Source organism: Methylobacterium crusticola, assembly GCF_003574465.1.
Taxonomy (GTDB): Bacteria; Pseudomonadota; Alphaproteobacteria; order Rhizobiales; family Beijerinckiaceae; genus Methylobacterium; species Methylobacterium crusticola.
On sequence record NZ_QOWC01000178.1, the window covers coordinates 1 to 17,944 of the forward strand.

Sequence of the window (17,944 nt, forward strand, 5' to 3'; positions counted from 1 at the left end):
CCGCCGCGGCGCCGGCCCGGCAGGGCTCGCTGTTCGAGCCGTGAGGGCAGGGCCGCGCCCGCGGCGCCGCGGGCGGGACGGATCCGGGGGCGAAACCCCCGGCCGACCCGTGCGCCGCGGCCGGGCCGGCGGGCGGCGTCCGGGCGAGGCGGCCTCGTCGGTGCGGGCGAGCCGCCTCCGTCGCTCAGACCTCGTCGTCGTCGTCCTGCTCGCCCCGGCGCAGGGGCTTCAGCCGGGCGAAGACCGAGTCGGCGTCGAGGCGCTCGTCGCGGCCGCCGCGGTGGTCGGGTGCGTCGCGGTGCTCCTCGGGCTCGGGCAGGACCGACAGTTCGGGCGGCATCAGGGTGGCGCCGCCCTCGGCGGGCTCCACCGCGGGGCGGTCCTTGGCGGCGCGCTGCACCTCGAAGTCGAGGTCGATCTGCGAGCAGAGGCCGAGCGTCACCGGGTCCATCGGCTGTAGCGAGCCGGAATTCCAGTGGGTGCGCTCGCGGATCTGCTGGATCGTCGACTTGGTGGTGCCGACGAGGCGCATCACCTGGGCGTCCTTCAGCTCCGGGTGGTTGCGCAGCAGCCACAGGATGGCGTTCGGCCGGTCCTGGCGGCGGGAGAGGGGGGTGTAGCGCGGGCCCTTGGTGCGCTTGACCTCCGGCAGCTTCACCTTGGACACCGCGACCTTCATGCGGTGGTTCGGGTTGCCTTGCGCCTTCTCGATCTCCTCGCGGGTGAGCTGGCCGGTCGAGACCGGATCGAGCCCCTTGATGCCGGCGGCCACCTCGCCGTCGGCGATGCCCTTCACCTCGAGCGGGTGGAGCTTGCAGAAATCGGCGATCTGGTCGAAGGACAGCGACGTGTTCTCGACGAGCCAGACGGCCGTCGCCTTCGGCATCAACGGTCCCTGGGACATGCAGCACCTCCTCGGGCGTCCCCGCGGGCGGCGAGGACGCGACGCGCCGCCCCTGGCCGGAGCGGTCTCACACACGGACCCTCCGCGCAACAGGGCTTCCAGGGCGGTGCCGTGACCGGCCACGCCAGCGTCCCGGAAACCCGGAACGTCCCGTCTCACGCTGTGAGGGAATCCGCCGATATATAGGCGGGTCGCAGGCCCCGTGCAAACCGGTTTCGCGGGCCGGGCGCTCCATCGGATCGGGATCGGCACCGGGACCGGCCTTGGCGGCCGCGGCCCGCCGCGCGCTCTCGCGCCTCAGCGGGCGGGAGACCGGGCAGACCTCCTGCACGAACCCGTTCAGCGTGTTGACGAGGTTGTCCCGGGTCTGGCGGTCGCGGGTCGAGACCACCCGGGCGCTCGTGGCGGCGATCAACGCCAGCCCGCGCCCGCCCGAGGTGTTCGTCTCCACGGCGGGCAAGTGCTTCTACGGCACGCGCGACGGGACCGGGCTCGCCGCCTGCCCGGAGCTCGACGAGGATCCCCGGCCGATGGGCCTCGACGTCCGGGCCGAGCTGGTGGCGCGGTGTGAGGCGGAGCGGGATGCCGCGCCGCCGCGGCCGCGGATTTCGGCTCAGGCGAACAGGCTCGACACGCTCGACTCGTCGGCGGTGCGCCCGATGGCCTCGCCGAGCAGCGGCGCGATGGTGGCGACCCGGATGTTGCGGGCGAGCTTGACCGCGGCCGTGGGCTGGATCGAATCGGTGATCACCAGCTCCTTCAGCTTCGAGGCGGCGATCCGCGAGACGGCGCCGCCCGAGAGCACGCCGTGGGTGATGTAGGCGTAGACGTCCTTGGCGCCCTGCGCCAGCAGCGCCTCGGCGGCGTTCACCAGGGTGCCGCCCGAATCCACGATGTCGTCGACGAGGATGCAGGAGCGCCCCTCGACCTCGCCGATGATGTTCATCACCTCCGACTCGCCCGGGCGCTCGCGGCGCTTGTCCACGATGGCGAGGGGGGCGTCGATGCGCTTGGCGAGCGCCCTCGCCCGCACCACGCCGCCGACGTCCGGCGACACCACCATGCGGTCGACGGGATCGAGGCGCTCCTTGATGTCGCGCACCATCACGGGGGCGGCGAACAGGTTGTCGGTCGGGATGTCGAAGAAGCCCTGGATCTGGCCGGCATGCAGGTCGAGGGTCATCACCCGGTCGGCGCCGGCCTCGGTGATCAGGTTCGCCACGAGCTTCGCCGAGATCGGGGTGCGGCCGGAGGTGCGCCGGTCCTGGCGGGCGTAGCCGAAATACGGGACCACGGCGGTGATCCGCCGCGCGGACGAGCGCCGCGCGGCGTCGATCATGATCAGCAGTTCCATCAGGTGGTCGTTGGCCGGGAACGACGTCGACTGGACGATGAACACGTCCTCGCCGCGCACGTTCTCCTGCAGCTCGACGAAGATCTCCATGTCGGCGAAGCGCCGCACCAGGCAGAGGGCCAGGGGCTTCTCGAGGTAGGCGGCGATCGCTTCGGCCAGCGGGCGGCTCGCGTTGCCGGCCACGATCTTGATCGAGGATTTCATCGTGCTTCCATCGGTCGCCCGCCGCGGACGGTCGGGGCGCCACCGGGCAGGCTCTTACCAGCGCCGGAAAAGCGTCACAATGCCTTCATGCCGCGCACGGGGGGCGCTCAGGGCTGCAGCAGCCGGTGCAGGTGGACGATGAAGTAGCGCGTCTGGGCGCTGTCGACGGTCTGCTGCGCCCGGGCCTTCCAGGCCGTGGCGGCGCTGGCGTAGTCGGGGAAGATGCCGACGATGTCGAGCGTCGCGAGGTCGCGGAAGGTGATGCCGTCGATGTCCGTCAGCTCGCCCCCGAACACGAGGTGGAGGAGCTGGTTCGGCGCCGTCGCCGTCGTCGGTGCGTGACCGTCCGGTGTGCTCATGCCTGCCGTCTCCCGCCTGGCTGGGACTCGTCGCGCCGCCCCGCCGGGGTGGGGGCGCGCCCGCTCCGAGGAGCGGGCGCGTCTGCGGGTGGCAAAGGACGGGCCAGCCGTCAAGCCGGTCCGTCAGGCCGCGTCGAGGGCCGGGTAGTCGACGTAGCCCTCGCGGCCCTGGCTGTACCAGGTCTTCGGGTCGTCCCTGTTGAGGGGAGCGCCCTGGGCGAGCCGCTCGGGCAGGTCGGGATTGGCGAGGTAGGTGCGGCCGAACGCGATGGCGTCGGCCTGCCCGGCCGCCAGGGCCTCCTGCGCCCGGGGACCGTCGAAATCCGAGTTCAGCACCAGCGGGCCCGCGAAGGCGGACCGGATGACCGGCGCCACCGGCGGATGCGCTGCCCTGCCGAACGTCCCCCCGGGCCCCGGCTCGCGCAGCTCCAGGAAGGCGATCCCGATCCGCGACAGCGCGGCGGCGGCGGCCCCGAACAGCGGCACGGGCTCGGGATCGTCGACGCCCTGGATCGGCTCGTTGGGCGACAGGCGCACGCCGGTGCGATCGGGCCCGACCACGGCGGCGACGGCCCGCGTCACCTCGTCGAGCAGGCGGATGCGGTTCTCCACCGGGCCGCCGTAGCGGTCCTGGCGCAGGTTGCTGTTGCTGCGCAGGAACTGGTCGATGAGGTAGCCGTTCGCGGCGTGGATCTGCACGCCGTCGAAGCCCGCCTCCACGGCGTTGCGCGCCGCCCTGGCGTAATCCTCGAGGAGGCGCGGGATCTCGTCCGCGTCGAGCGCCCGGGCCTCGCCGTAGGGCTTCTTGCCCGCGTAGGTGTGGGCCTGGTCGGGGCCCGTGGTGGCGGAGGCGGAGACCGGCTTCGCGCCGCCGAGGAAGTCGGGATGGACCAGCCGGCCCATGTGCCAGAGCTGCGCCACGATGCGCCCGCCGGCCTCGTGCACGGCCCGCACCACCGGCACCCAGGCGGCAACCTGCTCGTCGCTCCAGAGGCCAGGGGCGTAGGGCCAGCCGGTGCCCTCGCGGCTGATGCCGGTCGCCTCGGTGATGATCAGGCCGGCCCCGGCGCGCTGGCGGTAGTACTCGGCCATCACGGGCGTCGGCACGTGCTCCCGGGTGGCCCGCCCGCGGGTCAGGGGCGCCATCAGGATGCGGTTCGGCGCCGCGATGGCGCCGATCTGGATCGGATCGAACAGGGACGGCACGGAACACTCCGGAAAGGGCCCGGCGCGGCCGGCCGGGCGATGCCGGAGTGATGTGGGCGGTGCAGCGCACGATGCCAGCGCGTGCAGCGCACGCGCGCGCCGATCAGGCCTGAGCCAGGCGCATGGCCCCCCGGCCCGGGAGAGCGCCCGGGCGAGCCCCCGAGCGTGCCTCGGCGCCGCCGGGGAGGACGCCGGTCAGGACTTGCCCATCTGCTCCCGGGCCTCGGAGACCGCCTTCATGCAGCCGGCCTCGTCGCCCTTCTTGTCGAGCTCGCGGGCCCGGTTGAGGCTCGCCCGCGCCTCCATCACGCCGGTGCCGCCGCCGCTGGACTGGGCCATCTGCGAGGTCGCCTGGGCGTCCCCGGAGCCGGGCTGGGCGCCCGCGGCCGGGGAGGTGCCCTTCTCGTTCGCCTCCTCGGCCTTGGCCTCGCGCCGGGACGCCACCTCCTTGCCGCCCGTCGAGGCCGCGATCGACGCGCGGCCCTGCTCGGTGAGGCGCGGCTCCAGGGCGGAGATCTCGGCACCGCACGCGGCCGCGAGCGCCGGGCCGGCGCAGGCTGTGCCGAGGAGGCCGGCAGCGAGGATCAGGGCGGCTTTCATGGCGTCTCTCTCCCGTGAACGTGCTCGCACAACCGGGGGCCGGAGGGCCCGGTTCCGCTGAGGCATGGTCGGCATGGCAGGGGCACTTGGAAAAAAGCGGGCCGCCTCCCGGGGCGGGAGGCGGCCCGTGCGCGCGGCGTCCCGCCCCGGTCAGGCGCTCAGCTTGTCGCGCATCGGCAGCTGGCGGATGCGCCGGCCGGTCGCCGCGAAGATCGCGTTGGCGATCGCGGGCGCCACCGGCGGCACGCCGGGCTCGCCGACGCCCCCGAGGGGCTTGCCCCAGTCGCCGCCCTGCACGAGGTGGACGTTGATCACCTTCGGGGCCGCGTCGATGCGGGTGAGCTCGTAGGTGTCGTAGTTGTCCTGCACGGCGCGGCCGTTCTTGAAGGAGATCTGGGCGGTGAGCGCGAGGCCCATGCCCATCACGACGGCCCCCTCGAGCTGCGAGCGCACCCGCTCCGGGTTGACCTGCTGGCCGCTGTCGATGGCGATGTCGACCCGCTGGACGCTGATCTCGCCCTTCGGCCCGACCTCGACCTCGGCCACCGCCGCCGTGTAGCTGACGAAGCTGTAATGGGCCGCGATGCCGAGGCCGCGCCCGGTCTCGACCTTGCGGCCCCAGCCCGCGCCCTGCGCCACCGTGTCGATCACCCGGCGCAGGCGCCCGGTGTTGATCGGGTAGAGGGTCGGGTCCTCGCCGTGGTTCCAGACGTCGCCGACCTTGACCGGGTCGATGATCCGGTCGGGGCCGATCACGTCGAGCAGGTAGTCCTTCGGGTCGCGGCCGGCCAGGTGGGCGAGCTCGCACAGGAAGGACTGCACCGCGAAGGCGCGCGGGATGTTCGAGACCGAGCGGAACCAGCCGATGCGCACGTGCGCGTCGGCGGGCGGGTTCTCCATCCGCACGTTCGGGATCGCGAACGGCAGGTTGACGAGCCCCATCCCGAGCTCGATCGGGATCTGCTGGTTGGCGCCCGCCACGAAGGTCGAGCCGATCGTCGGCGCGGCGCTGCGGTGCAGCCAGGCCACCGGCATGCCCTTGGCGTCGAGGCCGGCCTCCAGGCGCTCCACCGAGACCGTGTGGTAGTAGCCGTTGTGGAGGTCGTCCTCGCGGGTCCAGGTCATCTTGACCGGGGCGCCGTCCACCGCCTTGGAGCACAGGGCGGCCTCGACGAAGTAGTCGGGCTTCGACTTGCGGCCGAAGCCGCCGCCGAGCAGCGTGACGTTCACCGTCACGTTGCCGGCGTCGACGCCGAGCCGCTTGGCGATGCGGTCGCGGGCCGCCTGGGGCGACTGCACGCAGCCCCAGGCCTCGATCTTGCCGTCCTTGCCCACCCGCACGGTGGCGGCCGGCGGCTCCATCGGGGCCTGGCTGAGGTGGGGGATGTAGTACTCGGCCTCCAGGCGCTTGGCGGCGCCCTTCATGGCCGCGTCGACGTCGCCCTCCTGGCGCACCACCTTGCCGGGCTTGCGCACGGCCTGCTCCAGGGTGGCCCGGTAGGCGTCCGAATCGTAGGCGGCGTTCGGGCCGTCCTCGAAGGTGGCGCCCAGGGCCTCGCGGCCCTTGATCGCCGCCCAGGTGTTGCGGGCGATCACCGCGACGCCGCCCACCGGCTGGAACTCGTAGGGCATCTGCGGCGGGTCGATGGTGACGACCTTGACGACGCCCGGCACCTTCATGGCGGCGGCGGCGTCGAAGCTCTTCACCTTGCCGCCGAAGACCGGCGGACGGGCGACGACGGCGTAGAGCATGCCCTCGAGGCGGGTGTCGAGGCCGTACTGGGCGCGGCCCGTTGTGATGCCGACGTTGTCGACGAGGCCGATGCGGCCCTTGCCGATGTAGCGGAAGGCCGACGGGTCCTTGAGGGCGACCTTGGCCCGGTCGGGCACCGGCACGGCGGCGGCGGCCGCGGCCACGTCGCCGTAGCCGGCCTTGCGCCCGGACTTCGCGTGGGTCAGCACGTGGTTCTCGGCCGTCACCTCGGCGGCGGGCACGCCCCACTGCTTGGCGGCGGCCTCGACGAGCATCGCCCGGGCGGCGGCCCCGACGCGGCGCATCGGCATGAAGAAGTGCCGCAGGGAGCGCGAGCCGTCGGTGTCCTGGTTGCCGAAGCGCGCCTCGTCGCCGTGGGCCTGGGCGACCTTGACCTTGGCCCAGTCGGCGTCGAGTTCGTCGGCGACCACGAAGGCGATCGAGGTGCGCACGCCCTGGCCCATCTCGGAGCGGGTGCACGTCACCGTGACGGTGCCGTCGGGCGCGATGGCGACGAACAGCGTGGGGTCGTCGCGCCAGCCGTGCGGCATGCCGTCGGCGCCGAACTTCGGCGGGTCCTCGGCGCGGGCCGCGGGCACCCGCACCGCGAGGGCGAGCACCAGGGCGCCGGCGCCGCCGAGGAGCGCGCGGCGGCTGACGTTGGCGATGGCGGAGGCGGCCTCGGGGCCCGGGGCGGCCTCGGCGGCCGGGAGGGCGAGCTTGGAATCGTGGATCACAGGCGCTCTCCCTGGCCGGCCTTGGGGGTCAGTCCGGCCGCCTGCTTGATGGCGGCGCGGATGCGCGGGTAGGTGCCGCAGCGGCAGAGATTGCCGCTCATCGTCGAGTCGATGTCGGCGTCGGTCGGCTTCGGCGTATCCTTGAGGAGGGCCGCCGCCTGCATGATCTGGCCGGCCTGGCAGTAGCCGCACTGCGCCACGTTGAGGTCGCGCCACGCCGCCTGGACGGGGTGCTGGCCGTCCGGCGACAGGCCCTCGATGGTGACCACGGGCTGGCCTTCCGCCGCCGAGACCGGGGTCTGGCAGGCCCGCATCGCCGCGCCGCCGACATGGATCGTGCAGGCGCCGCAGGCCGCGATGCCGCACCCGAACTTGGTACCGGTCAGGCCGAGCTCGTCGCGCAGGTACCAGAGCAGCGGCATCTCGGGATCGCCCTCGAAGCCCCGCTCCTCGCCGTTCACGTTCAGCTTGATCATCGTCGCCCTCCGGCTGTCAGGAGGTCGTGGACGCCCCGCGGACATGGCTCCGGTCGCGGCGTCGCCTCCCTTGGTACCCTGAATTAAGAATAGTTTCAGGCCCTGCTGGGTAACGCAAGGCCGGCACCGCCCGCAAGCGGCCACTTCGCCGCTCGGGCCTGCGCCGCCCTCATGCCTGTGGACCGGGCCCGGGGTCCCGGACGGGCGCGCCGCAGGGCGCGCATCACCGAATGGTCGCAAGGGGATCGCGGGTCCGGCCGGCCCGGCCCGGGTGGGCGCGCCGGGGGCGCCGCGGGCGGGCCCCGTCCCGGCGTCAAGATCTTGTCGGCAGGCGGTTTTTGCTGTAAGGCGCCAGCCTCCGGTGGCTCGTGCCCCGGACCGCTCGGCTGACGGGGCCTCCGCGCCCCGTCCCTGGCGCTCCGGACGGGCCGCCGGCGATACGTTTCCGCCCGTCGATCATGCGCCGGCCCGTTCCGACGCCGCCTCCGAGACCGGAGCGGCCGGCGGAGCGGCCGTCCCGGACCTCGAGCCTCGCAAGAGGCAGGAACGGGACACCGACGAGCGGAAGCGGCCCGTGATACGAGCCGCCGGCGCCGCCCCCTCACGACGAGGCGGGGCGAAAGGGAGCATAGATGTCCGCAGGTTTGCAACGCGTCACCGAGGGCGGCTCGAGCCGCGAGGATTTCGCGGCCCTTCTGGAAGAGTCGTTCCGCCAGCACGAGATCACGGAAGGGTCCGTGGTCAAGGGCCGGGTGGTGGCGATCGAGAAGGACGTCGCCGTCATCGACATCGGGGCGAAGACCGAAGGCCGGGTCGCCCTCAAGGAATTCACCGGGCCGGGCCGCGAGCAGGCGATCACGGTCGGCGACGAGGTCGAGGTCTACGTCGACCGGATCGAGAACGCCCTCGGCGAGGCCGTGATCTCGCGCGACAAGGCGCGGCGCGAGGAGAGCTGGGTCAAGCTCGAGAAGGCGTTCGAGAACAACGAGCGCGTCTCCGGCACGATCTTCAACCAGGTCAAGGGCGGCTACACCGTCGACCTCGACGGCGCCGTGGCGTTCCTGCCGCGCTCCCAGGTCGACATCCGGCCGGTCCGCGACGTCACCCCGCTGATGGGCACGCCGCAGCCGTTCCAGATCCTCAAGATGGATCGCCGCCGCGGCAACATCGTGGTGTCGCGCCGCACGGTCCTCGAGGAGAGCCGGGCTGAGCAGCGCTCGGAGCTGGTGGCCAACCTCGAGGAGGGTCAGGTCATCGACGGCGTGGTCAAGAACATCACCGAGTACGGTGCGTTCGTCGACCTCGGCGGGATCGACGGCCTGCTGCACGTCACCGACATGGCGTGGCGCCGGGTCAACCACCCGAGCGAGGTCGTCAACATCGGCCAGACCGTCAAGGTCAAGATCATCAAGATCAACCACGAGACGCACCGCATCTCGCTCGGCATCAAGCAGCTGCTCGCCGACCCGTGGGAGGGCATCGCCGCCCGCTACCCGGTCAACGCCAAGCTCAAGGGCCGCGTGACCAACATCACCGACTACGGCGCCTTCGTGGAGCTGGAGCCGGGGATCGAGGGCCTGATCCACGTCTCGGAGATGTCCTGGACGAAGAAGAACGTCCATCCGGGCAAGATCGTCTCGACCTCCCAGGAGGTCGAGGTGCAGATCCTCGAGGTCGATCCCGTCAAGCGCCGCATCTCGCTCGGCCTGAAGCAGACGCTCCAGAACCCGTGGGAGGCCTTCGCCGAGAAGCACCCGACGGGCACCGAGGTCGAGGGCGAGGTCAAGAACAAGACCGAGTTCGGCCTGTTCATCGGCCTCGAGGGCGACGTCGACGGCATGGTCCACCTCTCGGACCTCGACTGGAACCGTCCGGGCGAGCAGGTCATCGACGAGTTCAAGAAGGGCGACGTGGTGCGGGCCCAGGTTCTCGACGTCGACGTCGAGAAGGAGCGCATCTCGCTCGGCATCAAGCAGCTCGCGGGCGACCCCTTCGCCGATGCCGGCGAGGGGATCCGCAAGGGCCAGGTCGTCACCTGCGAGGTGCTGGAGGTCAAGGATTCCGGCATCGAGGTCAAGATCGTCGACAGCGACCTCTCGACCTTCATCCGCCGGGCGGACCTCGCGCGGGAGCGCAACGACCAGCGTCCGGAGCGGTTCGCCGCCGGCGAGAAGGTCGATGCCCGCGTGACGCAGTTCGACCGCAAGGCCCGCCGGGTCCAGCTCTCCATCAAGGCCCTCGAGATGGCCGAGGAGAAGGAGGCGATCGCCCAGTACGGCTCGGCCGATTCGGGCGCCTCGCTCGGCGACATCCTGGGCGCGGCCCTCAAGGCCCGCGCCGGCGACAAGAAGTAGGGACGCGCCACGACGCCTGCCGCCCGGGCGCCAGGCCCGGGCGGCAGGCTGCGAACGGCGATGCCGGCCGCCCAGGCGGCAGGCTGCGAATGGTGATGCCTGCCGCCCGGGCGGCAGGCCCCGGACACGACTGGCGCCCGCGCGGGGATTTCTGTCCCCGCGCGGGCGCTTCGCGTTCCGGGCCCGGCGCCGCGCCGATCGGCGGAACGGGAACCCGGCAAACCCGCTCTTGCCGCTGCGCGACAGGGGAGGGTAGAACACCCCGGGAGCGAGGCGCGCCAAGGACTTGAGCGGCGCCCTCAGCAATCAGACCAGGATACGGGCGCCGCATGGCCATCGATGCCGAACTTCTCCTCGATCGGCGCGCCCTGCGCCGGAAGCTCTCCTTCTGGCGCGTGGTCGGGATCGGGGCGCTGATCGTCGCGGCCGGCACCGCCGGCTGGCGGGCCGCAGGGGTGAGGGGCTTCCCGGCGGTTACGCCGCAGATCGCCCGCATCACCATCGACGGCTTCATCGCCGGCAGCGACAAGACCCGGGACCTGATGCGGCGGGTCGGCGAATCGGGCGCGGTCTCGGGCGTCGTGGTGTCGATCAACTCGCCGGGCGGCACCACCACGGGCTCGGAGGAACTGTTCCGCAACCTGCGCCTGCTCGCCGAGAAGAAGCCGGTCGTGGCCTTCGTGGACGGCACCGCGGCCTCGGGCGCCTACATCACGGCGCTGGCGGCCGACCACATCGTGGCGCGGGAGACCGCGCTCGTCGGCTCCATCGGCGTGCTGTTCCAGTACCCCGACCTCTCGGGCCTCCTCGACAAGGTCGGGGTCAAGGTCGAGGAGGTGAAGTCCTCGCCGCTCAAGGCCGAGCCGAGCGGCTTCCACCCGACCCCGCCCGAGGCGCGCGCCGCGCTCCAGGCCATCATCGGCGACACCTTCGCGTGGTTCAAGGGCCTGGTGGCCGACCGGCGCGGGATGACCCCGGCCCAGATCGACGCCGTGGCGGACGGCCGGGTGTTCAGCGGGCGCCAGAGCGTCGGCCTGCGCCTCGTCGACGAGACCGGCGGCGAGCGCCAGGCCGTCGCCTGGCTCGAGCGCGAGAAGGGCGTGGCGAAGGACCTGCCGGTGCGGGACTGGAAGCCGCGCGCCGACAACCGCTTCGGCCTGTTCTCGGCCGCCGCGCTCGGCGCCGACCTGTTCGGCTACGCCGACCTCGCCGCCCGCCTGCGGCAGGCCTCGGAGGAGACCGCGGACCTCGCCCGGGGCGGCCTGCTCGCGGTCTGGCGCCCCGCCCCCTGACCCGCCCGCTTTGGCCCGGAGGCGCCCCGACGGGCGCCTTTCCCGCACGAGGCCGGTCGGCCCAGCCAGGTTGAGACCTTAACGCCCATGATCAAGTCCGAGCTGGTCCTCAAGATCGCCGAGCAGAATCCGCACCTCTACCAGCGCGACGTCGAGAACATCGTCAACGCGATCCTCGACACGATCGCGGACGCGCTCGCCCGGGGCGACCGGGTGGAGCTGCGGGGCTTCGGCGCCTTCTCGGTCAAGCGCCGGGAGGCGCGGCGCGGCCGCAACCCGCGCACGGGCGCGGCGGTCGCGGTGGCCGAGAAGGCGATCCCGGTCTTCAAGACCGGCAAGGAGATGCGCCTGCGCCTCAACGCCGCCGGCATCGGCGCCGACGAGCCCGTGCGGGCCGAGGCGACCGCCTCCTGAGGCGCGGGGCGGCGGCCCGCGGCGCCCGACAGCGGACCCGGGGCCCGACGCGAGCCCGGAGCCCGGCGCGAGCCCGGAGCCCGGCGCGGGCCGGCATCCCGGGACTCGAGCCTTCGCGCGCCGGGCCTAGCCTTCGCGCGGGGCTGCCTTAAACACAGCATGTGCCCACCTTCCAGACCTGGTTTGTCCGATGATCCGCTTCCTCAAGGGCCTGATCCTGCTGCCCGTCGCGATCGTGGTCGTGCTCCTGGCGGTGGCCAACCGCCAGCCCGTGACGGTGTCGTTCGATCCGTTCTCGCACGGCGCCCCCGCCTTCAGCCTGACCCTGCCGCTCTACGCCCTCGCCTTCGCCGCGGTGGCGCTCGGCATCGTGGTGGGCGGGGCCGGCGCCTGGCTCGGCCAGGGCCGCACCCGCCGGGACCGCCGCGCCAAGAGCCGCGAGCTCGACCGCCTGCGCACGGAGGCGGACCGCCGCGCCCCGGCCGGCCGGCACGCCGCCCTGCCGGCCCCCGTCGCCCGCGCCTGATCCGGATGCGCGTCGTCACCGACCGGGACATCGAGGCCGCGCTGACGCCGGCCCGGATGGTCGCGGCGCTCGACGCGGCGTTCCGGGCCGGGGCGGGCGCGCCGCCGCGCCACCAGCACGCCCTCGCGGGCGCCGGGGCCGGCGAGGGGACGCTCCTGCTGATGCCGGCCTGGACGCCCGACTACGTCGGCGTGAAGGTGCTGACCCTGTTTCCCGGCAACCCGGCCCGCGGCCTCGACACGATCCAGGGCAGCGTCCTCCTGTGCGACGGCCGCACGGGCGTGCCGCTCGCGGTGCTCGACGGCGCCCGGCTGACGGTCTGGCGCACCGCGGCCGCCTCGAGCCTCGCGGCACGCCACCTCGCGCGGGCGGACGCCGCGCGGCTGGTGATGGTCGGCTCCGGCGCCCTCGCCCCGTACCTGATCCGCGCCCACGCGGACATGCGCCCGATCCGGGACGTCGCGGTCTGGAACCGCCGCCCGGAGGGCGCGCAGCGCCTCGCCGCGACCCTGGCGGCCGAGGGCCTGCCGGTGCGGGCGGTGACCGACCTGGAGGCAGCGGTGCGGGAGGCCGACATCGTCTCCTGCGCCACCCTGACCGGCGCGCCGCTGGTGCGCGGGGCCTGGCTCAGGCCGGGCGCGCATCTCGACCTCGTCGGCGCCTTCACGCCGGCGATGCGCGAGGCCGACGACGAGGCCCTGCAGCGGGCGACCGTGTTCGTCGACACCCCGGACGCCCTGCGCAAGGGCGGGGACGTCGCGCTCGCCCTCGCCTCCGGGGCGCTCGCGCCCGACGCCGTCGCGGGCGACCTCGCGGATCTGTGCCGCGGCACCGTTCCGGGGCGGCGCAGCCCGGAGGTGATCACAGTGTTCAAGTCGGTCGGGGCCGCGCTCGAGGACCTCGCGGCCGCGGTCGCGGTCTGGCAGCACCTGACCTCGGCGCCCGCAAGGGCGCCCGCGGGGGCGCCCGCGGGTGCCGCGGCGGGCTGACGGCGCCGGAGAGGGCCCGGGCGGCACCGAATCGTCACACCCCGTCCGCGCCCGAAGAAGGCCCGTGCGGGCGCGGGCAACAGACCTTATATGAAGGGCATGTCCGCCGACCCCGCCCCGATCCTCGTCAAGATCTGCGGCCTCAGCACGCCCGAGACCCTGGCGGCGTCGCTCGCGGCCGGGGCCGATCAGGTCGGCCTCGTGCACTTCCCCAGGAGCCCGCGCCACGTCGACCTCGCCCGGGGCGGCGCGCTGTCGCGGCAGGCCCGGGGGCGGGCCGAGCGCGTCGCCCTGCTGGTGGATCCCGACGACGCCCTGCTCGACGCCGTGACGGCCGCCCTCGACCCCGACTGGCTCCAGCTCCACGGGAGCGAGAGCCCGGCGCGGGTCGCGGCGATCCGGGCCCGGAGCGGGCGCCCGGTGATGAAGGCGGTGGGCATCGCCGCGCGCGACGACCTCGCCCGCGCGGCCGCCTACGCGGCCTGTGCCGACCGGCTCCTCCTCGACGCCAAGCCCGGGCCCGGCGCCGCGCTGCCCGGCGGCAACGGCCACGCCTTCGACTGGACGCTCATCGCCGGCACCGGTCTCGCGGCCCGCTTCATGCTCTCGGGCGGCCTCACCCCCGAGACCGTGGCGCGGGCCATCGCGGTGACGGGCGCGCACGCGGTCGACGTCTCCTCGGGCGTCGAGAGCGTCCCGGGCACGAAGGACCCGGACCGGATCGCCGCCTTCGTGGCGGCCGCCCGGGCGGCCGCGCGGCCGCCGCACGTTGCCCCGACGGCGCATCGGCCCTGAGGCCCCGCCAACCCGCCACCCGCCACCCGAGAGCCCTCGCCGTGAACGCTCCCCAGACCCCGAACTCGTTCCGCACCGGCCCCGACGAGCGCGGCCGCTTCGGCATCTTCGGCGGCCGCTTCGTGGCCGAGACGCTGATGCCCAACATCCTCGCCCTCGAGCAGGCCTACGCCGAGGCCAAGGCCGACCCGGCCTTCCAGGCCGAGATGGATTCCTACCTCACGCACTACGTCGGCCGGCCGAGCCCGCTCTACTTCGCCGAGCGACTGAGCCGGCACTTCGGCGGCGCGAAGATCTACTTCAAGCGCGAGGAGCTGAACCACACCGGTTCGCACAAGGTGAACAACGTGCTGGGCCAGATCATGCTCGCCCGGCGCATGGGCAAGCCGCGCATCATCGCCGAGACCGGCGCCGGCCAGCACGGCGTCGCGACCGCGACGCTCTGCGCCCGCTTCGGCCTGAAATGCGTCGTCTACATGGGGGCGGTCGACGTCGAGCGGCAGAAGCCGAACGTCTTCCGCATGAAGATGCTGGGGGCCGAGGTGGTGCCGGTCGAGTCCGGCACCCGCACCCTCAAGGATGCCATGAACGAGGCCCTGCGCGACTGGGTCACCAACGTCTCGGACACCTTCTACTGCATCGGCACCGTGGCGGGACCGCACCCCTACCCGGCGATGGTGCGCGACTTCCAGTCGATCATCGGCCACGAGACCCGGGCCCAGATGCTGGCGCAGGAGGGCCGCCTGCCGGATTCCCTCGTCGCCTGCATCGGCGGCGGCTCGAACGCCATGGGCCTCTTCCACCCCTTCCTGGACGACCGCGAGGTCGCGATCTACGGCGTCGAGGCGGCCGGCCACGGCGTCTCGAGCGGCCTGCACGCCGCCTCGCTCACCGGCGGCAAGCCGGGCGTGCTGCACGGCAACCGCACCTACCTCTTGATGGACGGCGACGGCCAGATCGCCGACGCGCACTCGATCTCGGCCGGCCTCGACTACCCGGGCATCGGCCCGGAGCACGCCTGGCTGCACGAGATGGGCCGCGTCACCTACCTGTCGGCCACCGACGGGGAGACCCTGGAGGCGTTCCGCCTCTGCTCGCTCATGGAGGGCATCATCCCGGCGCTGGAGCCCGCCCACGCCCTCGCCAAGGTGGCCGAGCTCGCCCCGCGCCAGCCCGGCGACCACCTGATGGTGGTCAACCTCTCGGGCCGCGGCGACAAGGACATCCCCCAGGTCGCCGACCTCCTGGGCGACGCGCTCTGAGGCCGGCGGCCGTCCCCGGCGGCGGCGAGAAAGGCCGTCCGCGCCGCGCCACGGTTCCTTGACAGCTCCCGCCGGACCTTCCTATATCCGCGCCACCGCGACGGCGGGGCCCCGGCCCCGCCCTCCCGCGCGGCGGAGTAGCTCAGCTGGTTAGAGCAGAGGAATCATAATCCTCGTGTCGGGGGTTCGAGTCCCTCCTCCGCTACCACCCAAGTTCCTGATTTCACTCATAGATTTTCTCCACCTGATCAGCCTCACGGCTGGGTTTGACAGTTTCAGTTGCCAGGTTTGACAACACCGGTTCGACGCTTGTTCACCTCGGCGTCGAAGCTCTGCACGACCCCACGCATCTTCGGGCGCAGGTCGGCGCCCCGGGCGTAGTGCCGGGCCATCTCAATCGTCTTCTGGCCGAGCGCGTCCGCGATGGTGCGCTCGTCGTGGCCGATCTCCCGCAGGATCACCGCCACCGTGTGCCGCAGGCCGTAGAGGGTGAGGCCCGGCCCAATCGCGCCGGCTTCCTCCAGCTTCATGCGGATCGGCCGCCACGAGGCTCGGAAGCCGCTCAGCGTCCATGGCGTGCCCGCAGAGCTGGCACACAGCGTCGTGGCGCTGTGTTGGGGCGCTGTGTCGAGGATCGCCGCCAGCGGGCTCGGCACGGGCCAGAACACGGGCTCGCCGGTCTTGGCTCGCCGGGTCGCGATCTCGCCGGCTCGGTAGAAGTTGCGCGGCAGCGTCAGCGCATCCTTCGGCCCGAGGCCGGTGAACATCATCACGGCGAGGGCAGGGGCCATGTGCGCCGGCGCGGCGTCGAGGACGGCGTGGCGCTCCTCGTCCGACCAGGGCCGGTTGCGGTCGGGTGCGCCCTTCTTGCGCCGGATGTCCTTGATCCCGGTGGCTGGATTGCCGGCGAGGTGACCGCGTTCAGAGCCCCACGCGAACAGGAGCGAGAGCACGGCCTTCACGTAGTTGCCGAAGCGCCGGCCTTTGGTCTCGGCGGCCTTGTCGCGGACGCGGACCACGAGGGGGCGGTTGAACCGCGCCAGCGCCGTGTCGGCAATTGGCTTCAGGTAGTCGAAGATCTTCTGGTAGTCGGACTGGGTCTGCGGGGCGAGGTCGTGGAAGGCAGCGTGCGCGCGGTAGGTCTCGATCAGCTTGCCGAGGGTGCCCGGCTTAGGCGTGACCGCGACGGCGAGGGCAGAGATCCTGGCGCACTCGGCGAAGAACTCGGCCGAGCCGAGAGGCGCCTTCCCCAGGTCGACCACCTGCCGCGTCTTGCGATGATAGCACCGCATCCGCCCGTGCCGGTCGGGGAAGATCTGGAAGCCCTTCACCCGGACGACCGTCATCCGAGCCTCGCCACAATCGCGTCGTCGTCGGTAGCGTCGCCGCCTTTCAGGCTGTCGATCCAACGGTCGAGATCCTGCACATCCCAAAGCCGGTCGCCATCGGCCATTGCCAGCGGGCGCACCGGGCACTGCGCCTCGAACTTCTTGAGACTGCGCCGGCAGTAGTGTGCAGCCTCGGCCTTGGTGAGGAGGCGGAAGGGCTGAACACGGAGATTGAGCGTCGCTGACGCCATTGTCAGTCCTCGGTCTTGATTGTGAGACAAAGCGCGGTTAACACCCACTGCCGTCTTGACGATCTGCGTGAGAAATATAATCGTCAGCAGAGTCAATAATGACGGTTTCTGAGAGCCACTTGCGTGAGAGAGCCGCACAGCTCTCGACATTTTCAGACATAAAAACTCCGCAGCCGAGCATCATTGCTTGCAGTAATCGCACCTCGGCGCGCGGAAATACTGTGGAAAAGCTAGCTATGCTGCCTCTTCACAGACTGACTTGCGTTCTTGCTCAGCGATGTAACTGAGGATCGTCGACTTCCGACCGCACAACTGACCCGCTAGCCTGAAGTGCGGCAGGCCCCCGTTGTCGACGAGATACAGGATCCGGCGCCGGTTCGACTGCGAGTCGGTTCCAAAGACGAAAGCCGCCATCCGACCCGTCCCACGCAGCATATCGCCGTGGAGCCGATCCAGAGTGTCATCATCGTGTGTCTTCATTGCTTTTTCCCACCTATTCAAGCGGACCCCACCGGCGCATTTACATCCCCTGACCGGACCGCGTAGAAAAAGCAACCGGGACAAACATACTTTCGTCATTTCGAGTCAGGTCAAGTTGTGAGCAGCGCATTTGATGATTTCAAGAGCAAGGCGTGTGCTAGCGTCGCAAGTTGTTGCAAGAATTAGCAAGATGTGCAAAACAAGCACGTCTGATTTATGGGTGTCGGGCGACCAGGCAAGAGATGGTCGAATGGCACCAGCCTCTCAGGTAATCGCAAGGGTCGGACATAGGAAAGCTCCCGCCGGCGGGAGCTTTCGACAGAGACGGCGCATCCTGCCGGCGGGACGAGGCATGTTCTCGCCGGCGATAAATTTGGGCGCCGGCGCCCACAATGTTCTCGGCGCCGAGAAAAAGGGCCACCAACCGGCGGCCCTCCTCCTCAAGCCGGCTGCTGCCAGCTCTCCATGATGGCGAGCCTCGCACCCGCTCTCTCTCGATACGCCTCCGCCACCTCGTGGTGCCACGCGGACCGGTCGAGATCCCGCCGCACCTGCCAGACCGTGAACCGGACATGCAGGTAGGCGAACGGGGAGACGATCAGGAACAGGAGCTTGGTGTCGGTCATCAGAGCGCTGGGCTCCTGGCGATCAGCCCCAGAG

At 71.9% G+C, this 17,944-nt stretch carries 17 protein-coding genes, 1 tRNA gene and 1 pseudogene; 8 read left to right on the forward strand and 11 right to left on the reverse strand.

The window, feature by feature from the left end; translation table 11 throughout:
- Positions 1-184: 184 nt before the first annotated feature.
- The 8 genes and pseudogenes from DT057_RS28635 to DT057_RS28670 form a co-directional block, all read right to left on the reverse strand.
- Positions 185-904 (reverse strand): DUF1013 domain-containing protein, encoded by a 720-nt coding sequence (locus DT057_RS28635; protein WP_128565481.1) that lies wholly within the window; start codon positions 902-904, stop codon positions 185-187.
- A gap of 274 nt (positions 905-1,178) precedes the next feature.
- Positions 1,179-1,265: pseudogene (locus DT057_RS36995) on the reverse strand (metalloregulator ArsR/SmtB family transcription factor); the annotation flags it as partial.
- A gap of 252 nt (positions 1,266-1,517) precedes the next feature.
- Positions 1,518-2,462: a ribose-phosphate pyrophosphokinase gene (locus DT057_RS28645; RefSeq protein WP_128565482.1), complete on the reverse strand. Its 945-nt coding sequence runs from the start codon at positions 2,460-2,462 to the stop codon at positions 1,518-1,520.
- A gap of 107 nt (positions 2,463-2,569) precedes the next feature.
- The gene (locus DT057_RS28650; RefSeq protein ID WP_128565483.1) at positions 2,570-2,821 is read right to left on the reverse strand and encodes a DUF4170 domain-containing protein; all 252 of its coding nucleotides are present in this window, start codon (positions 2,819-2,821) and stop codon (positions 2,570-2,572) included.
- Positions 2,822-2,944: 123 nt separating this feature from the next.
- On the reverse strand, positions 2,945-4,027 hold the full coding sequence (locus DT057_RS28655) for an alkene reductase (protein WP_128565484.1): 1,083 nt from the start codon (positions 4,025-4,027) through the stop codon (positions 2,945-2,947).
- 195 nt (positions 4,028-4,222) lie between these two features.
- Complete coding sequence (locus DT057_RS28660; protein ID WP_128565485.1) at positions 4,223-4,627, reverse strand: hypothetical protein; 405 nt, start codon at positions 4,625-4,627, stop codon at positions 4,223-4,225.
- Between the two features lie 150 nt (positions 4,628-4,777).
- A complete protein-coding gene (locus tag DT057_RS28665) occupies positions 4,778-7,117 on the reverse strand; it encodes a xanthine dehydrogenase family protein molybdopterin-binding subunit (protein ID WP_128565486.1) in 2,340 nt (779 codons plus the stop codon).
- The gene (locus DT057_RS28670; RefSeq protein ID WP_128565487.1) at positions 7,114-7,593 is read right to left on the reverse strand and encodes a (2Fe-2S)-binding protein; all 480 of its coding nucleotides are present in this window, start codon (positions 7,591-7,593) and stop codon (positions 7,114-7,116) included. The genes DT057_RS28665 and DT057_RS28670 overlap by 4 nt, the downstream gene beginning before the upstream one ends.
- A 632-nt stretch (positions 7,594-8,225) precedes the next feature.
- Here DT057_RS28670 and rpsA point away from each other — a divergent pair.
- The 8 genes from rpsA to DT057_RS28710 all read left to right on the forward strand — a co-directional run bounded on the left by rpsA (position 8,226) and on the right by DT057_RS28710 (position 15,433).
- Positions 8,226-9,947 (forward strand): 30S ribosomal protein S1, encoded by a 1,722-nt coding sequence (rpsA, locus tag DT057_RS28675; RefSeq protein WP_128565488.1) that lies wholly within the window; start codon positions 8,226-8,228, stop codon positions 9,945-9,947.
- A 329-nt stretch (positions 9,948-10,276) separates the two neighbouring features.
- A complete protein-coding gene (gene sppA / locus DT057_RS28680; RefSeq protein ID WP_128565489.1) occupies positions 10,277-11,239 on the forward strand; it encodes a signal peptide peptidase SppA in 963 nt (320 codons plus the stop codon).
- Positions 11,240-11,326: 87 nt separating this feature from the next.
- Positions 11,327-11,653, forward strand: coding sequence for an integration host factor subunit beta (ihfB, locus tag DT057_RS28685; RefSeq protein ID WP_128565490.1), 327 nt, complete (start codon positions 11,327-11,329; stop codon positions 11,651-11,653).
- Between the two features lie 190 nt (positions 11,654-11,843).
- Positions 11,844-12,179: a LapA family protein gene (locus DT057_RS28690; RefSeq protein WP_128565491.1), complete on the forward strand. Its 336-nt coding sequence runs from the start codon at positions 11,844-11,846 to the stop codon at positions 12,177-12,179.
- 5 nt (positions 12,180-12,184) lie between these two features.
- Positions 12,185-13,168 (forward strand): bifunctional Delta(1)-pyrroline-2-carboxylate/Delta(1)-piperideine-2-carboxylate reductase, encoded by a 984-nt coding sequence (gene lhpI, locus DT057_RS28695; RefSeq protein WP_128565492.1) that lies wholly within the window; start codon positions 12,185-12,187, stop codon positions 13,166-13,168.
- A 99-nt stretch (positions 13,169-13,267) separates the two neighbouring features.
- Positions 13,268-13,963 carry a phosphoribosylanthranilate isomerase gene (locus DT057_RS28700; RefSeq protein ID WP_128565498.1) on the forward strand — a complete coding sequence of 232 codons (696 nt, stop codon included), beginning with the start codon at positions 13,268-13,270 and terminating at the stop codon, positions 13,961-13,963.
- 41 nt (positions 13,964-14,004) lie between these two features.
- Positions 14,005-15,225, forward strand: coding sequence for a tryptophan synthase subunit beta (gene trpB, locus DT057_RS28705; RefSeq protein ID WP_128565493.1), 1,221 nt, complete (start codon positions 14,005-14,007; stop codon positions 15,223-15,225).
- Between the two features lie 131 nt (positions 15,226-15,356).
- Positions 15,357-15,433 (forward strand) — tRNA-Met (locus tag DT057_RS28710).
- Between the two features lie 67 nt (positions 15,434-15,500).
- Here DT057_RS28710 and DT057_RS28715 read toward each other — a convergent pair.
- From DT057_RS28715 to DT057_RS28730, 3 genes are all read right to left on the reverse strand, one after another.
- Positions 15,501-16,571: a tyrosine-type recombinase/integrase gene (locus tag DT057_RS28715; protein ID WP_128565494.1), complete on the reverse strand. Its 1,071-nt coding sequence runs from the start codon at positions 16,569-16,571 to the stop codon at positions 15,501-15,503.
- The gene (locus tag DT057_RS28720) at positions 16,568-16,804 is read right to left on the reverse strand and encodes a hypothetical protein (protein WP_128565495.1); all 237 of its coding nucleotides are present in this window, start codon (positions 16,802-16,804) and stop codon (positions 16,568-16,570) included. Before DT057_RS28720 ends, DT057_RS28715 begins: the two co-directional genes overlap by 4 nt.
- A 920-nt stretch (positions 16,805-17,724) precedes the next feature.
- On the reverse strand, positions 17,725-17,944 hold a 220-nt coding region (locus tag DT057_RS28730), incomplete at its 5' end, for a hypothetical protein (RefSeq protein ID WP_203236407.1).

What these genes read in the sequence shown, in the direction of transcription:
- DT057_RS28635 (WP_128565481.1), bottom strand. Translation starts at nt 904, where the DNA reads ATGTCCCAGGGACCGTTGATGCCGAAGGCGACGGCCGTCTGGCTCGTC.
- DT057_RS28645 (WP_128565482.1), bottom strand. Translation starts at nt 2,462, where the DNA reads ATGAAATCCTCGATCAAGATCGTGGCCGGCAACGCGAGCCGCCCGCTG.
- DT057_RS28650 (WP_128565483.1), bottom strand. Translation starts at nt 2,821, where the DNA reads ATGAGCACACCGGACGGTCACGCACCGACGACGGCGACGGCGCCGAAC.
- DT057_RS28660 (WP_128565485.1), bottom strand. Translation starts at nt 4,627, where the DNA reads ATGAAAGCCGCCCTGATCCTCGCTGCCGGCCTCCTCGGCACAGCCTGC.
- DT057_RS28670 (WP_128565487.1), bottom strand. Translation starts at nt 7,593, where the DNA reads ATGATCAAGCTGAACGTGAACGGCGAGGAGCGGGGCTTCGAGGGCGAT.
- rpsA (WP_128565488.1), top strand. Translation starts at nt 8,226, where the DNA reads ATGTCCGCAGGTTTGCAACGCGTCACCGAGGGCGGCTCGAGCCGCGAG.
- sppA (WP_128565489.1), top strand. Translation starts at nt 10,277, where the DNA reads ATGGCCATCGATGCCGAACTTCTCCTCGATCGGCGCGCCCTGCGCCGG.
- ihfB (WP_128565490.1), top strand. Translation starts at nt 11,327, where the DNA reads ATGATCAAGTCCGAGCTGGTCCTCAAGATCGCCGAGCAGAATCCGCAC.
- DT057_RS28690 (WP_128565491.1), top strand. Translation starts at nt 11,844, where the DNA reads ATGATCCGCTTCCTCAAGGGCCTGATCCTGCTGCCCGTCGCGATCGTG.
- lhpI (WP_128565492.1), top strand. Translation starts at nt 12,185, where the DNA reads ATGCGCGTCGTCACCGACCGGGACATCGAGGCCGCGCTGACGCCGGCC.
- DT057_RS28700 (WP_128565498.1), top strand. Translation starts at nt 13,268, where the DNA reads ATGTCCGCCGACCCCGCCCCGATCCTCGTCAAGATCTGCGGCCTCAGC.
- DT057_RS28715 (WP_128565494.1), bottom strand. Translation starts at nt 16,571, where the DNA reads ATGACGGTCGTCCGGGTGAAGGGCTTCCAGATCTTCCCCGACCGGCAC.
- DT057_RS28720 (WP_128565495.1), bottom strand. Translation starts at nt 16,804, where the DNA reads ATGGCGTCAGCGACGCTCAATCTCCGTGTTCAGCCCTTCCGCCTCCTC.